This is a genomic window from Flaviflexus sp., assembly GCF_052087705.1.
Taxonomy (GTDB): domain Bacteria; phylum Actinomycetota; class Actinomycetes; order Actinomycetales; family Actinomycetaceae; genus Flaviflexus; species Flaviflexus ciconiae.
On sequence record NZ_JBQCYC010000014.1, the window covers coordinates 31,736 to 46,796 of the forward strand.

General features: G+C 58.6%; 15 protein-coding genes and 1 tRNA gene. 10 read left to right on the forward strand and 6 right to left on the reverse strand.

Features of this window, described 5'->3' with window-relative positions; translation table 11 throughout:
- Positions 1–106 precede the first annotated feature (106 nt).
- Positions 107–661, reverse strand: a complete 555-nt coding sequence (locus ACTHUY_RS08300) for a type 1 glutamine amidotransferase domain-containing protein (protein WP_126704518.1) — start codon at positions 659–661, stop codon at positions 107–109.
- A gap of 359 nt (positions 662–1,020) precedes the next feature.
- Between ACTHUY_RS08300 and ACTHUY_RS08305 the strand changes: the two genes are divergently transcribed.
- From ACTHUY_RS08305 to ACTHUY_RS08325, 5 genes are all read left to right on the forward strand, one after another.
- The gene (locus tag ACTHUY_RS08305; protein ID WP_441678451.1) at positions 1,021–2,508 is read left to right on the forward strand and encodes a DUF1846 domain-containing protein; all 1,488 of its coding nucleotides are present in this window, start codon (positions 1,021–1,023) and stop codon (positions 2,506–2,508) included.
- A 146-nt stretch (positions 2,509–2,654) separates the two neighbouring features.
- Positions 2,655–3,296, forward strand: coding sequence for a hypothetical protein (locus tag ACTHUY_RS08310; protein WP_441678425.1), 642 nt, complete (start codon positions 2,655–2,657; stop codon positions 3,294–3,296).
- 151 nt (positions 3,297–3,447) lie between these two features.
- On the forward strand, positions 3,448–3,864 hold the full coding sequence (locus ACTHUY_RS08315) for a hypothetical protein (RefSeq protein WP_441678427.1): 417 nt from the start codon (positions 3,448–3,450) through the stop codon (positions 3,862–3,864).
- Positions 3,865–3,912: 48 nt separating this feature from the next.
- On the forward strand, positions 3,913–4,296 hold the full coding sequence (locus ACTHUY_RS08320; RefSeq protein WP_441654700.1) for a hypothetical protein: 384 nt from the start codon (positions 3,913–3,915) through the stop codon (positions 4,294–4,296).
- Positions 4,297–4,471: 175 nt separating this feature from the next.
- A complete protein-coding gene (locus ACTHUY_RS08325) occupies positions 4,472–5,287 on the forward strand; it encodes an Ltp family lipoprotein (RefSeq protein WP_441654701.1) in 816 nt (271 codons plus the stop codon).
- A 170-nt stretch (positions 5,288–5,457) separates the two neighbouring features.
- Here the strand turns inward: ACTHUY_RS08325 and ACTHUY_RS08330 are convergent.
- Both ACTHUY_RS08330 and tadA read right to left on the reverse strand, forming a co-directional pair.
- Positions 5,458–5,545 (reverse strand) — tRNA-Ser (locus tag ACTHUY_RS08330).
- 66 nt (positions 5,546–5,611) lie between these two features.
- Positions 5,612–6,046, reverse strand: coding sequence for a tRNA adenosine(34) deaminase TadA (gene tadA / locus ACTHUY_RS08335; RefSeq protein WP_441678429.1), 435 nt, complete (start codon positions 6,044–6,046; stop codon positions 5,612–5,614).
- An 83-nt stretch (positions 6,047–6,129) separates the two neighbouring features.
- Here tadA and upp point away from each other — a divergent pair, with 83 nt between their 5' ends.
- Entirely contained in the window at positions 6,130–6,768 is a 639-nt protein-coding gene (upp, locus tag ACTHUY_RS08340) for a uracil phosphoribosyltransferase (RefSeq protein WP_441678431.1), read from the forward strand.
- A 130-nt stretch (positions 6,769–6,898) separates the two neighbouring features.
- On the opposite strand, the gene ACTHUY_RS08345 is transcribed toward upp, so the two are convergent.
- Together ACTHUY_RS08345 and ACTHUY_RS08350 are read right to left on the reverse strand one after the other, a co-directional pair.
- Positions 6,899–8,761, reverse strand: coding sequence for an MDR family MFS transporter (locus ACTHUY_RS08345; RefSeq protein ID WP_441678433.1), 1,863 nt, complete (start codon positions 8,759–8,761; stop codon positions 6,899–6,901).
- A gap of 282 nt (positions 8,762–9,043) precedes the next feature.
- Positions 9,044–9,733: a copper resistance protein CopC gene (locus ACTHUY_RS08350; RefSeq protein WP_441675556.1), complete on the reverse strand. Its 690-nt coding sequence runs from the start codon at positions 9,731–9,733 to the stop codon at positions 9,044–9,046.
- 22 nt (positions 9,734–9,755) lie between these two features.
- On the opposite strand from ACTHUY_RS08350, the gene ACTHUY_RS08355 reads away from it, so the two are divergent.
- The 3 genes from ACTHUY_RS08355 to ACTHUY_RS08365 all read left to right on the forward strand — a co-directional run bounded on the left by ACTHUY_RS08355 (position 9,756) and on the right by ACTHUY_RS08365 (position 11,867).
- Positions 9,756–10,106, forward strand: coding sequence for a rhodanese-like domain-containing protein (locus ACTHUY_RS08355; protein WP_441678435.1), 351 nt, complete (start codon positions 9,756–9,758; stop codon positions 10,104–10,106).
- 9 nt (positions 10,107–10,115) lie between these two features.
- Positions 10,116–10,967, forward strand: a complete 852-nt coding sequence (locus ACTHUY_RS08360) for a DUF5926 family protein (protein WP_441678437.1) — start codon at positions 10,116–10,118, stop codon at positions 10,965–10,967.
- A 99-nt stretch (positions 10,968–11,066) separates the two neighbouring features.
- Entirely contained in the window at positions 11,067–11,867 is an 801-nt protein-coding gene (locus ACTHUY_RS08365) for a glycosyltransferase family 2 protein (RefSeq protein ID WP_441654707.1), read from the forward strand.
- Positions 11,868–11,960: 93 nt separating this feature from the next.
- Here ACTHUY_RS08365 and ACTHUY_RS08370 read toward each other — a convergent pair whose 3' ends face one another.
- The gene (locus ACTHUY_RS08370) at positions 11,961–14,069 is read right to left on the reverse strand and encodes a hypothetical protein (protein WP_441678439.1); all 2,109 of its coding nucleotides are present in this window, start codon (positions 14,067–14,069) and stop codon (positions 11,961–11,963) included.
- A 59-nt stretch (positions 14,070–14,128) separates the two neighbouring features.
- Between ACTHUY_RS08370 and pheA the strand changes: the two genes are divergently transcribed.
- Positions 14,129–15,046 carry a prephenate dehydratase gene (pheA, locus tag ACTHUY_RS08375; protein ID WP_441654709.1) on the forward strand — a complete coding sequence of 306 codons (918 nt, stop codon included), beginning with the start codon at positions 14,129–14,131 and terminating at the stop codon, positions 15,044–15,046.
- Positions 15,047–15,061: the final 15 nt, after the last annotated feature.

Below are 15,061 nucleotides of genomic sequence, written 5' to 3' on the forward strand. Positions count from 1 at the left end.
GCACGCTGGCACTAAGTGGGCCCATGGCACAGGTGTGACACGGGCCCACTGCCGCTGGTGAGAAATCCCGGGCGGCAATACCTAGCTTGCAGCCGTCGTGCTTAGGCTACTTGGATGCTGCTTCGGCAAAAACTTCGACAATACCGCGGTTGAACGCGTCAAGGTCTCGAGGGCTTCTGCTGGACAGCAGGTTGCCGTCGCGGTGGAATTCTTCATCCACCCAGGTTGCCCCGGCGTTCTCGAGATCCTTCCGGATCCGTGGTGTGGACGTCAGCGTGCGACCGGCAATAACCTCGGCGTCGATCATGATCCACGCACCGTGGCAGATCGGGGCGACGGGCTTGCCATCCTCCACAAATGCTCGGACGAAGTCCTGCGCCTTCTCGTTCGTCCTGATCTTGTCGGAGTTCAGCGTTCCTCCGGGCAGGACGAGTGCAAGATAGTCAGCAGGCTTCGCGTCGTCGAGGGTGACATCGACGGTGAAATCATCGCCGTAGTCCCAGTCGTGAATCATTGCGGTAATAGTGCCCGCCTCTTCACTGACCAGTACCGGCTGACCGCCCGCTTCAAGGACTGCCTTCCACGGTTCCGTCAGTTCTGGCTGCTCCACTCCGCGCTTGCAGAGGAATGCGATCTTGTGGCCTGCGAGTTCGTTCGACATGATGACTTCCCTTCTCGTAGTCTCGCCTCCAGCCTGGTGGCCAGACTGTCTGTAGCCAAGGAAATCAGCGGACGATGAACACTCTTTTACGTGTTGGGCAAAACCTCATCACGGAAATACACAGGAATGGAGCATCGTCGAGCCCTCTGCCGAAACATGTTTCTACCATCCGCCCATCGGGTGGCAGGTTGAGCAGAAGTCACGAATTTGGTGCCCTGTAGGCGTCGCGAAAACGCTTGGCTGGTCAGATGGGGCGGACGGCACACGCCGTGTAACTCGCCATGCTCCCGAAAGAAACACTATGCTTCATTAGGGCTCCCCCGTAAACGACTACGTGGAATTGAGCGAAGATGACTGACATGTCCGTGGGCTTTGATAGCGCGAAATATATCGAACTCCAGTCCCAGCACATCGCTGAACGGCACAGGAGCATCGGCGGAAAGCTCTATTTGGAGATGGGTGGAAAGCTGTTCGACGACAATCATGCGTCGAGGGTTCTTCCCGGGTTCACTCCCGACAATAAGATCACCATGCTGGAGCGCATGAAGGACGAAGTTGAAATCATCATCGTCCTCAACGCCAACGACATTGCACGGCAAAAGGTCCGGGCCGATCTTGGCATCACCTATGAAGAGGACGTTCTGCGGCTCGTTGACGTATTCCGCGAGCGCGGCTTCCTCGTTGAGAATATCGCGCTGACGCAAATGGCGGATGATAACCAGTCGGCCCGAGCGTTCCGTTCACGCTTGCAGCGCCTCGGTTTCAAGGTCAGCCGCCACCGGACAATCAAGGGTTATCCCGCTAATCCGGATCTTGTTGTGTCAAAGGACGGATTCGGGAAGAACGACTATATCGAGACAACCCGCGACCTCATCGTTGTCACCGCACCGGGCCCGGGCTCCGGCAAGCTCGCCACGTGCCTGTCTCAGCTCTACCACGATCACCAAAGGGGCTTGAAGTCCGGGTACGCAAAGTTTGAGACGTTCCCCGTATGGAACCTACCTCTCGACCATCCCGTGAACCTCGCATACGAGTCGGCTACTGCCGACCTTGATGACGTCAACATGATCGATCCCTACCACCTGTCTGCATACGGGGAGCAGGCGATCAACTACAACCGCGATGTTGAGGTTTTCCCGCTCCTATCCAGGTTGCTGGAAGTGATCCTTGGGGAGTCTCCGTACAAGTCGCCGACCGACATGGGTGTGAACATGGTCGGCCACTGCATCAGTGACGATGAGGCGTGCAGACAGGCGGCGAAGGAAGAAATTATCCGCCGCTACTATAAGACGCTTGTTAACGAGACCCGGAACGATCTGGAGTCTGAAGAGTCCGATCGTATTGCGATCGTCATGGGCAAGCTTGGGATCAGCCGCCTGGATCGAGCCGTTGTCGAGCCTGCGCTGAAGATCGAGAAGAAAACGAAGAATCCCGCAGCCGCGATCGAGCTTGCTGACGGCACGATCGTGACTGGCAAAACTTCCGAGCTGCTTGGATGTTCGTCTGCAATGCTCCTGAACGCGCTCAAGGTCCTTGCCGGCATTCACGATAAGGTGCAGCTCCTCTCCCCCAAAGCAATCAAGCCAATTCAGGATCTTAAGACAAAGCATCTGGGGAGCCAGAACCCGCGCCTGCACATGGACGAAGTGCTCATTGCCCTGTCGGTCTCTGCGGCCACTAGCACTCAGGCGCAGGAAGCTCTTGCTCAGCTGAGGAACTTGCGGGACTGCGATGTTCATACGACAACGATTCTTGGATCCGTTGACGAAGGCATTTTCCGCAACCTGGGTGTGCGGGTCACATCTGAGCCCGTCTATCAGGTCAAAAAGCTTTACCGGAAGCGATAATGGCCCGATCGAGAGGCATTGCACCCTATACGGACACTTCCATACCTTTATCTCTGGATATTCATCACTAAGATATAGGGCGTAACACCTAGCTTTGGGGTTGCTCGCAATCTTCTTGCTTACCGAGCACCCGGATCGGATTCTCCATGTCGTATAACCCCTCGGGCACACCGTGGTGGCGAGACCGACCCTATTTGGTGTGGGGATTCGCCGTTGCAATACTCATCGGGATAGTCAGCGTAGCCACCATCAGTATCGTCAACAGTGACGAACCACCCACGGGTGAACTGCGTACCTTCGATTTCTCCTCAACTGACGAAACCGAGCCCCCGACCGAGCCGGAGGAGACAACGGACGAGGAAACGACCGAGGAAGAAACCACGGACGCTCCGTCAACCGATCCTGCTGAGACAGAGGAACCGAGCGAACCTGAAATAAGCGAGGTACTGGAGCCGTCCACACCCGAGCTCGCCGAGCCGTCAACAACCGAATGGGTTGCGCCCCCTGCCCAGCCGACCCCTGCTCCCGTCCGCCCGGTACCGGTCAATCCAGCTCCGGTACAGCCGACACCCACGCCAACGCCGACGCCAGCGGATCCAACGGACGACCCCGGAGAACCGATACCGACAGTCACTCCCACCGAGGATCCTGCACCTCCTACTGACGACCCGACCGAGCCAGTAGACCCAACTCCGTCAGTCCCGTCGCCAACTCAGCCACCTGTCGATCCGCCACCGACCGGAGATCCTGCGCCACCAACCGGTGACACGACGCCACCAGCGAATTAGGCCGGTAACGCCTCAAAGAATTCCTCCAACCCGCGCAATTCTCGGTTCATTCGGCTTACCCTGGGTCCCGCTCCCCACATAACTGACTGACGCCCTCCATGAGTGGCACTAGTGTCTTTCCGAAGCTCACGTATCTAGGGAAGAGATAACGATGTCCAAGGGATTGAATGGAGGAACCGTTGTTGCACTCACAGTGGTTGCCCTCCTGAGCGGAACTGCGGCGGGATACTACATTCCCGGTGGCTCCGGTCCTGACACCTCCAAAGACGGTCGCATCGACTATGCCTGTGCGATTGCACATGATCTCAGTGATGCCGATTTGTCCGAGCCCTACCTTGGCTACGACTGGAGAAAGATCAGCAAAATCCGATCCATCTCAGCTTTGCTCAGCAATGGTCAGATCACGCCTGCTGATGATGCGGCGGAAGAGGAAGTGCTTTCATACGAGCTGTTTAGCGCCATTGAAAGCATTGAGCCAGACGCACTCAGCCATGCGGTTCGAGTCGCTGTTGAGTACTGCGATGCTCAGTGGCTCCGCGGCTCGCAGCCTCCGCCTCCCAGAACCTAACCGTTTCAAGGCGAGAATTGAAGATGTGGGCACAAGAACGAATTCAGCATGGCTAAACGAGTGAATGCAGGAATTGTTGCGATCCTCCTCGTTGCCGCGCTCAGCATCGGCGCAGTCATCGGCTTCTTTATCCGGTCTGATGATGCACCCAAGACAAGCATCGAAGGCCAAATAACCTATGCCTGCGAGGTGGCCTCGGAGGTCGGTGAGGTTTCCTTCGAAGACCGAGATTCCGATCAGTACCTAGAAACGCGTCGCCAGCTTTACCTCATCGCTAATCTCCTCGGTGGCACGAGCGTTATTCCGTCAAATGAAAAAACGCAGGCTAACGAATACGGGTACGCCCTCGCCTTGACCTATCCCGGTAATGACGAAGAGGCTACACAAGAGGCTTTGGACAATATCCTGGACTACTGCGGCTCTCGCCAATAGCGACAAAGCAACCCAGCATAGGGTAAAGAGCAGACTTTAGTCCTAAACCCCAAAAGATAAGCCAAGCGCCTATTCGAATTCCATGCGTGATTTTGCACCAATTGAAATAAACCAACATTTTTGTCCTTGCATGATCATAAGGTTCAGATAATCCTCAAGAACGGAAGTATCTGACATGTCCATGAATTACTACCCACCAGCCACAAAGAAGTGGTACCGACAATGGTGGGCGTGGGCCATCGCCATCGTTGTCATCATCACCACCATTGGAGCCATAGCAACCGGCAGTTCCTCGGAGAAGACTCCCGAAGCGGCCGAGGTTGCAGACGACATTGAAACCACGGCATCCGAATCGGAGTCACCAAAGACCACCGACGTACAGACGACCGACGAGGAGCAGAGTGAGGAGCCGACAGACGACGTCACCGTCGCCGCCGTTGAGTCGACATCTTCCGAGGCGACAAAGAAAGCCACCCCGGAGGCTGCTAAGAACGAGACCGTAGCGCCAGCACCAACGACGACACCGGCACCCGCACCCACGGAAGCTCCCGCTTCAGACCTCTCAGTCTCCCAGCAGAACGCGGTGCGCTCAGCCGAGTCTTACCTCCAGTTCACGGCATTCTCCCGCCAGGGCCTCATCGACCAGCTCGAATACGAGGGTTACTCAACATCCGATGCAACATTCGCGGTCGACTCCCTCAGCGTGAACTGGGACGAGCAGGCGCAACTCTCTGCAGAAAGCTATCTGGAGTTCACGGCTTTTTCCCGCACGGGACTTATTGGCCAGCTTGAGTACGAAGGGTTCACCAACGCACAGGCCACCTACGGCGTGGATGCCGTCAATCCAGACTGGAATGAGCAGGCTCGCCTATCCGCGGAAAGCTACTTGGAGCTCATGGGATTCTCCCGCCAGGGCCTCATCGACCAACTGCTGTATGAAGGGTTCACCCTCGAGCAGGCCACCTACGGAGTGAACGCGGTCGGCCTCTAATTCACTCACTGTTGCGCGTAGGTTGCACGAAAAAGCGGCTTATTGCCTCGATTCCCAGGGTTAGGCGATCACTTTTCGCCTAGAATTCGCGGATGTCCCCAGAATGTCCCCACGCCGGGGACAAGAATTCCCCCGGAAGCCACTTTTCGTTGGTATTCCGGGGGAATCTATGGCGGTGGAGGTGGGATTTGAACCCACGTTGGCTTTCACCAAACAGCATTTCGAGTGCTGCACCATCGGCCGCTCGGACACTCCACCATCGGTCATTCAGATTACTTGGAGTATGCCCAGATACACAAATCATTGGTGCGGAATGTGGCAGAACTATCGGGCCTGAGCGAAGTAGTCCATCAACTGGGTTGAGCATTCTTCCTCAAGGATCCCGCCGATTACTTCAACCTGGTGGTTGAGCCTTGGATCTCGCAAGACATCCCTGAGGGACCCCGCCGCACCAGCCTTCGGGTCCCACGCACCGAAGACCACCGTCTCGATTCTCGACAGCACGCTCGCTCCTGCACACATTGTGCACGGCTCCAGCGTGACAACGAGAGTGCATTCATCGAGTCGCCAGGCACCGAGCTTTTCTGCCGCTTTTCTCAGGGCCACGATCTCGGCATGACCGGCGGGATCGTGCCGAGATTCCCTGATATTGAAACCCTCACCAAGGATTTCACCGGTTTGAGAGAGGACGACAGCGCCGACCGGAACGTCGCCAAGCTGCGACGCTGTTTCGGCAAGTTTGAGGCAGTTGCGCATCACCCATTCAAAGTTTTTGAGTCTTTCTGCGCACATGGGACCTCGGTTTCCTGCGATTTGCACTTTCCTCAGTTAGATTAGTTGATATGAGACTGCAGGTCATTGACCACCCCCTAGTTGCCCATAAGCTCACGGTGCTCCGTGAGAAGAAGACCCCATCGCCGGTTTTCCGACAGCTCGTTGATGAGCTGATGACACTTCTTGCCTACGAGGCAACCCGTGACATCAACGTCGAGACGATCGAGATCGAGACCCCTGTCGCTAAGACGACGGGCACGGCTCTGACCGATCCGCCGCCGATTGTGGTCCCGATCCTCCGTGCTGGCCTAGGCATGTTGGCAGGCATGCAGAGCATCCTTCCGACCGCTGAGGTTGGCTTCCTCGGCATGAAGAGGGATGAGAAGACGCTCGAGGCCATCACCTACGCAAACCGCCTCCCTGACGACCTAGCCAACCGCCAGTGCTACGTCCTTGACCCGATGCTGGCCACCGGCCACACGCTGATCGCGTCGATCGACTACCTGCTTGAGCGCGGGGCTAAGGACGTCACCGCTATCTGCCTACTTGGCGCACCTGAGGGTCTCGCCGCCCTGGAGGAGCACATTGACGACCGAGCCAACGTCACCGTTGTCGTTGCGGCTGTGGACGAGAAGCTCGATGAGAACGCCTACATCGTTCCCGGCTTGGGCGATGCTGGCGATCGTCTTTACGGCGTTATCGACTAAACGCAATCCTTAACTGAGGAGGGCCGGTACGTTCGCACGGGCCCTCCTCCTTTGTCATAAACACACCGAGAGCAGGGAGCGCTCAACGCGTGCTTCCCAGTGACGGTGTAAGCCACTGTCATCGACCCAGTTACTGCTTCTCCGCTCGGCTGTTACCGGCTCCCTGGTTATCCCCGGCTCTCTGCTCATCCGATTCGGCGCTGGTGTTCTGCTTGCTCGACTCGGTATCGTCCCTCTGCTGGGTCGCAGATTCGCCCCACTTAGGATCATTCTCATCGAGGCCGGCACGCACCGAGGCCTGGAAGCTCGAGGCTTCCTCGGGGAGGTTGGGTTGGGTGAGGGACGGCTCCAGCGGAGCAGGCATGGCGGCAGCGGCCTGGGTCGCCTGAATCTCCTCCTCCCGGAGGGTGCGGTGGACCTTCTTTTCAATATCCACCGTGTCACGCAGGGACGTACCTTTCATGAGGGCGGTGGCGATCGTGCCGATGAGGAGGATGATGCCGGAGGCAAGGAAGACGGCCCACAGGGAGTTGCCGAAGGCTTCCCTGGCCACCATCTCAACATCATCGGGCAGGGCACCGAGGTCAAGGGCACCGGACGCTCCTGCCGGAACCTCTGGCAAGGAGCCGAGGCGTTCGATCATGTAGTCATCGGTGACGGCCGTGTAGGCGGCACCCAGGACCTGGATGCCGAGGGCACCGCCAAGGTTGCGGAAGAACGTCACCGTGGAGGTTGCCGCTCCCATCTGACTGAGCGGCACGGTGTTCTGGACCGCAAGAACAAGGTTCTGGTTGGCGGCACCAAGACCCCAGCCCGCCGCGAAGAAGACGACGCCCAGGTAGCCGAGGTTTGTATCCTGACGGGCGAAGCACAGGGCAAATGCAGAGGCAGTCAGAAGTGCCATGCCGGAGACAACGTACCGTTTCCAGACGCCGTTCTTGGTGATCAGCTGGCCCACCCAGGTAGAGGCAACAACAATGCCGACCATCATCGGCAAGGTGAGGAGGCCCGCAACCGTTGGACTGTACCCGCGACCATACTGGAAGTATTGGCCAAGGAAGACGTTCGCTCCGAACATGATCGTGCCGGCACCGATCACACCGACGATCGCAAGGACGGTGTTGCGGTGAAGGAGGATCTCCATGGGAATAAGCGGCTCGGGACTCTTGCGTTCGACGAGAACGAAGAGGACCGTAGCAACGATTGCGATAGCGATAAGGAGGAGTGCGACGGGGTCAGTGAAGGGTGTGCTAGCGCCCACCATGGATACCCACAGAAGGAAGGAGACGGCCGCGATCGCCATGAGAGCGGCACCGGGGATATCGAGGTGGACCTTGCCGCGGGACATTTGCTTCAGGTCAAGACGCTTGCTGATGACCCAGATCGCGGACAGCATGAACGGGATTGTTACCCAGAAGCACCAGCGCCACCCCAACCACGGGGTGTCAACAATAAGTCCGCCCATGAGGGGGCCGGACACCGTGGCAACAGCCATGACCGCACCCATGTACCCGTTGTAGCGGCCGCGTTCCCGCGGAGGAATAACGGTGGCCATAATGACCATCGACATCATGACCTGCATGCCCATCGCGATTCCCTGAAGCACTCGGAAAGCGATAAGCATTTCCGGGGAGGTTGCCAGGCCACAGAGGAGGGAGGCAAGGATGAACAGCACCATCGAGATGATGAAGAGCTTTTTCTTGTCGTACAGGTCGGCAAGCTTGCCGGACAGGGCCGTCATGACCGTGTTGGCGAGAATGCCTGAGGTAAGGATCCACGTGTAGTGGGTCTGGTTACCGCCGATCTCGGCAACAATGACTGGCATAGCATTCGACACGATGGTGTTTGCCAACATGCCAAGGAACTGAACAAGCAGGAGCCCCGTAAGAACGGAGAGCACCTCCCGATGCTTCTTCTCAGCAGCCTCCGCCTGTTCCTGAGTCATACCCCGGTATGCCCTCTTCGAGGTTAGATCCCTCTCGCGCTTTTTCACTGCACTCCTTTATTAATACAGTTGAACTACTTTACTCCCAATGACCTCAGAGCAGTACTGCTGGGATAGAGATGTCGCTAACCATTTCCCCTGGACATCAAGGAAACGTGTCAGCAAGGAGCGGGAGTGAGTTGACGGCACACAAGAATGTCGGAGCTGCGGAAGTAAGCATAAGAAAACCGGGCCAACCGTCCCGGCTTCCAAATAATTCTCTAGTCTATCCGCCACGGATGAAGATCCGTTAGCTGTCGGTCTTTGCTACGGAATATTCCGAATTGCCGATTAGTCCCTGTTGCGGAGGTAGCGGGAAATGATGACGGCAAGCCCAAGGACAACGACAATAATTCCGCCCCAGCGAATCCAGGTTGTAGCCGATCCACTATCCTCGTCGGCTTGCTCTTCCTCACCCGTCGTCGCATCGCTTCCGCGATCATCGGACTGAGCATCATCGGTCGCTTCATCAGTGGCGGGTTCGTCAGCGTCCGTAGCGGTTTCATCGTTGTTCACGGGAGTGTCGGGATCATCGGTTTCCTGCCCGTCCGGATCGGCCACCGGCTGTTCATCCTCTTCCGCATCGCCCGGGGAACCATCGGTTCCTCCCCCACTTCCGGTCGTGACCGTGAATGTGGTGAGGCCGTCGATCCGGTGACCGTCGGAGGATACAACCGAGTAAACGATTTCGTAGTCGCCAGCATCCAGCTGCGGTAGCGGGACGATAAGGTCGGTTCCGTGAATGCTGACCTCGCCCGATTCGAGGGTGGTGTCGCCCTGCCTGACAACTGCCTGGGGTGAAATATCCATGAGGTTGCTGGAGAAGGTAAGGACAGCTTCGTCGGGCGCTGTCTCAACCTGTCCACCGTCCTCGGGATCCACCGAAATAAGGGTGTCGTGGGCGCTTGCCGGGCTGATTCCGAAGAAGAGAAAACCGAGTAGTGCCACAATCAAGGCGGGGGCAGAGTTTCGTCTCAACATTCTTTCACCGTACTCTAGAAGCATGGCTATTCCACAGAATCCGGGACCGCTTCTCACCACTGACCTCAATGCTGACGATCCCATCCCGGAGGGATTCACACTTATTGACGTTCGTGGCGAGGACGAGTGGGACGCTGGACATGCTCCCGGTGCACTCCACATCCCGCTTGACGAACTCGCCGACCGTATCGAAGAGGTTCCCGATACGGACATCATGGTCGTGTGCAGACTGGGCCGCCGCAGTGCACAGGCCGCAGCCATCCTGACAGAGCACGGCATTGACGCCTGGGATCTTTCAGACGGCATGGCAGCCTGGCAGACCAACGGGCTCCCGCTCGTGTCATCCGACGGCGACATCCCCACTATCGCGTAAGGACATTCATTGGGTAAGCAAAGCCGCAAGCAGAAAGCGCCGAAGAAGAAGCGGGTGCCATTCGTTGAGCGCCCCTACGAGGGCCTCAAGGCAGAGATTGAACTGGTTGCCATGCGGGAAATCATTCCCGCCGCAACCACCACGGTAACGACAACTGAAGAGTACGGAAGCCGGGACATCACCCTGGTGACACTGCTTCCGAACATGTCGGCCGCGGTACGCCGCGAAAGCGGTGAGCTTCTCGTTGCTATTCAGACCGTCACGGGATCCGGTGACGCATCCCGCGACCTCGCAGCTCTCATTATCGACGCCCTCGAGCTTGAGCCTGGCGCAACTATTCAGTCTGCCGAGCTGGCCGAGCCTGGTCCCCGCCTTCCCGACGTCCTGGTCGACAAGGATATTGAACTCACCCTGTACGAGGATTTCTCGTACTGGATGAGCGACGAGGAGCGCGACCGCGAGGACGTACGTCAGGCCATCGAACAGACCCGCGAGAACGTTATCCCGTCGGCACCAGTCGAGGGTGTCCGCGGTGCCTACTGGTGCCGGATGACGAACGAGTTTATTCGCTGGATCCGGCCCGAAGATCAGGACCGCGTCCTTGACGGGCTGGCACGCCTCCAGTCGAGCCGTAGCGAAGGCTTCGATAAGGACGCTCGTTTCGTCGGTGCATTCAGGGCATGCGGTCTTCTTATCCCCGTGTGGCAGTTGGCCCCCGGTACGGAAGCTGACGAGCTCGGTGAGCCCATGAAAGCTTTCAACGAGGAGTTCACAGCCGCCATTAATTCGACCGAGCCACTCACCGCCGAGGAGCGACGCACCCGTTCGGGCATCGTTTCTCGACAGGTGACACTGCGATAATGTCCAAAACTGGGCGGAACGGGTGGATAGTACTGCCCGTTCTGCCCTTTTTTAATTCTGTTGGCAATCTCTCAGTCCGTAGCGCGATAAGCTAAAGACGTGAACACCCAAAGTGCGCATGTCGCTGTCGTCATTCCGGCAAAGGACGAGGTCGATCTCATCGCCTCGACAATCCGAGCCGCGCGCGCTATTCCATACGTCGATCTCATTGTTGTGGTCGATGATGGCTCCACCGACGACACCCAGTCCGCCGCTCGCGCAGCGGGCGCTACCGTTGTCCGCCACCCTGTGAACCGTGGCAAAGCATCGGCCCTTGAAACGGGGGCCTCCGTGGTTGCCATGAGAGATGCGGAGGGGCGTCAGCCCCGCCTCCTCATGTTCATTGATGCTGATCTTGGCGAGACCTCGGTTCAGACCGCTCCCCTCGTTGGTCCCGTCGCCTCCGGCAAAGCGGACTGCACGATTGCAGTTCTGCCGAAGCAGGCGGGTGCGGGTGGCCACGGCCTCGTCACCGGCCTGTCCCGGAAGGCAATCTCGAACATGACGGGATGGTCACCGACCCAGCCGCTCTCTGGTCAGCGTTGCATGACCCGTGAAGCCTACGAGGCCGCAAAGCCCCTGGCGCGAGGATGGGGCGTGGAAACGGCCATGACGATCGACATGCTGGTTGCCGGCATGACTCTCCAGGAAATTCCCTGCGACCTTCAGCATCGTCCCACCGGTAACGACTTCTCCGGGCACCTCCACCGGGCCGCCCAGTACCGAGATGTTGCCCTGGCGGTGAACATGAGGCGCCTCCGCGGCGTCCGCGTCGCCTCTCAGTATCGAGTCGACCCGTCTACGCAGCGACCGGGCGAGCCCTTCTGCGCCTACAAGATCAGGCCCGTCACCAGCGAGTGAGACCACCTCACTTTGCGTGATCGTCTGAGCAACGCAATTGACTGAGCCGGGTCATCGCCGAGGAGAGCCAGCCGTTCAGGCATGTTCGCTCAGCTAATTCGTAGTGCTATCCCTGTTTGATCCCCGGGCTTTCTCATCCGTGTCACGCGCCAGCTTCTGTTTCCGAGCACCTAGCGGCTTCCCGTAATAGAGGATTGAGGCAAGGAGGGGAATCGCCACCATTCCACCCGTGAGGAAGATGATGGGACCGGAGTCGTTGAGGAGGGTTCCGCCCAGGAGTACGACAACGAGGGCAATGATTGTCCACACCCAGCTGTCACCATTCGGGTGCACTAACTGCTCGAGGCTTATCGGTGCTTTCTTCCGCCACAGCATCCAGAGCACGGCAAGCATGATGACGAAGACCAGCAGTAGCGGCCACAGGGCCACCACCTGCATGGCCTTCCGGGCGATAACGTCGAAAGCTGTTCCGTCCAGGATCGACTGCGCGAAATCACCCAGGTGGGTGCGGTCCTCGACCGGGCGCAGGTAGTCAACGAGTAGGAAGAAGGCGGCAACGGCAACACCCGCAAGCAGAATGCCAAGGCTCGAGAGCCAGGTGAGCCGGCGGCCACTCACAAGCAGTGCGAGGAATAGAAAGCCGACCACGAGAACGGGTGGCCCGCCAAAGTCAGTGCCGTGCCAGGGAGATCCGTCAATAAAAACAATAGTTGCCCCCAAGCCAACAATCAGGGCCGCCGCACGTTGACGATCAGCAAGCTTTTCGGCAATGATGCCGGCGAGCACGAGCCCGCTTGCCCCCACAATCGCAAACATCATGTTGTTCATGCCGTAGAACCTGCCGACCGACGGGAGCGCACCAAAGACAGAGTTGAGGGCCAGCGGGGAGCCGACAAGAACAGGAAGCAGGTAGGAAAGCAGGACAAGGCCGGCAACGAGGGCCGCTGGCGCCGCACGGTGACGCCCGTGTAGGCGATAGGAAAGGATACCGATTAGCACGCTGCCGACGGCGATTCCTAGGCACAGCACCAGCGTGGGATTCCCCGCCGTGTGCCAGGGAGTACCGTTCATGAGCACGGCCGAGGCGGGCAGGCTGGCCACCGCTAGCGCACCGCCGCGCAGGACCGGTTTCCTTCGGAAGATCAGGGTGGCGAAGAAAACAAGAAGCCAGCTTATGCCCCACAGGGCATACACCCATCCGGTGGCGGGCTTAATGGCTTTCGTGAGGGAGTCAAACTCGGTAACGGCGGCCCGGTTCCCTTCCGCTGTTCCGCCAGCGTCGGCGACAATCGAGTCTCCCGGACCTTCAGAACCATTGACGAGGGTTGGGAGCAGGTCGGTTGCTGCCACAAGCCCGCTCCGCCTCGTTGTTGAGCTGGTGAGCAGGCCAGGCTCTCCTGTCACCTCCATGATCACCTGCTGGGTGGAAGCAGTTGCGGAATAGTCAGAGAGGGAGGCAACAATGATCCGCGCCTCGGGCGTTGTTTCTTCGATTGCGTCAAGAACCTCTCCGAGCCTGGCATCGATTGTTGCCATGTCTGCCCGGATCGCTTCCTCATCCCATTCCTGGGTTTCGAACGAAGCAGCTAGCGGATCGCCCTTCTGCCGGTTCTGGGTTTCATCGAAAACAGTTGGTTCGATCTGAGACATAGAGCCGATGTCAACGAGAACAAGGTCTTGGCCTTCCGCTAGGTCGCGGTAATCCTCGATCTGACCATAGGAGGAGACAGTGCCGTTCTCGTAGGCAAGAGCAATGGCGGCACCTGGACCGAGCGCGAGCGTGTTGCGGTCTGCGGTGAGCTCTGCGAGCTGACCGAGACGAGGTGAATAGGCAGAGTTTTCCGCGGAGGCAACGTAGTCCTCCCAGTGGGGAACAGTTCCGTCAACGGGTTCTTCAAGGAGTCGGCACGCCCCATTGTCCGTCTCATCATCACCGGCGCGTTCGCCCGCACCGAGGGTAAGCCAGCCATCGGCGGGACAGGCGACCGGGTGGACCGCCCGCACCGACAGGTTGCCGACTGCCGATTCTTCGGAGAGGGCAAAAAGGTTGGGGGTTGTCTCCGGGTCAACGTAGTCCCACATGACTCCACCAGTGCCGATGAGGACGATCGGTCGGTCCTCCTCGGTAGCGTGTGCGGACAGCGGAAGGATCGCGAGCGCACACACGAGGAGTGCGAGGCAGGCAGCATGGAGCGATCTCATGACCTGATCTTATCCAGCGTCGGTCCGCCGGTTCTCCTCGGAGGACTACACTGTGGGTCATGCGGTTTTCTTACCTTGGACCACGCGGCACGTTCACGCACATGGCTCTCATGCAGATTTCGTCCGATGAGGGGGGACATATTCCCGCCATTGACGTACCCGCAGCCCTGCGAATGGTCCGTAACGAAGAGACCGATTTTGCTGTTGTTCCGATCGAGAATTCCGTCGAGGGCGGGGTCAACGCCACAATCGATTCGCTATCGAACGGTAGCGGACTGCGCATTGTGGCCGAAATGTTGGTTCCGATCACGTTCGTTCTAGCGTCTCGGGGTCCCATGGACCTGTCCGAGGTGAAGCGAATCTCCACCCACCCCCACGCATGGGCGCAGTGCCAAAACTGGATCGCCAGTAATCTCGACGACGCGATTCACGTTCCCGGCACGTCAACAGCAGGATCTGCGAAGGCCATGGCCGATGGCGCAATGAACTTCGATGCAGTCCTGTGCAATCCACTGTCCGCCGAGCAGTACGGTCTGACAGTGATAGCCGAAGGCGTTGCCGACAATCCGGATGCTGTCACGCGGTTTATTTGCGCTGGGAGGGAAGGCACGGCCCTTCCGGAGCGCACCGGATCGGATAAGACAACCCTGCAGGTGCAGCTACCGTCGGATGAGGCAGGTGCTCTGCTTGCGATGCTCGAACAGTTTGCGACGCGCGGGGTGAACCTGTCTCGGATCGAGTCCCGCCCGGTCGGGGATTCTCTCGGACGCTACCAGTTCTCCATTGACTGCGAGGGCCACGTTGAGGACGAGCGAGTTCAGGCGGTTCTTATCGGTCTGCACCGCACGAGCCCTCACGTGAAGTTCCTCGGCTCCTACCCGAGCGCCAAACGGGTCCCGGTCAAGCTACGCCCAGGCACTGCAGATCAGGACTTTGTCGCGGCCCGCGACTGGGTGTCTAACCTGCTCGGCAAGTAGCCGACAACACAGCCA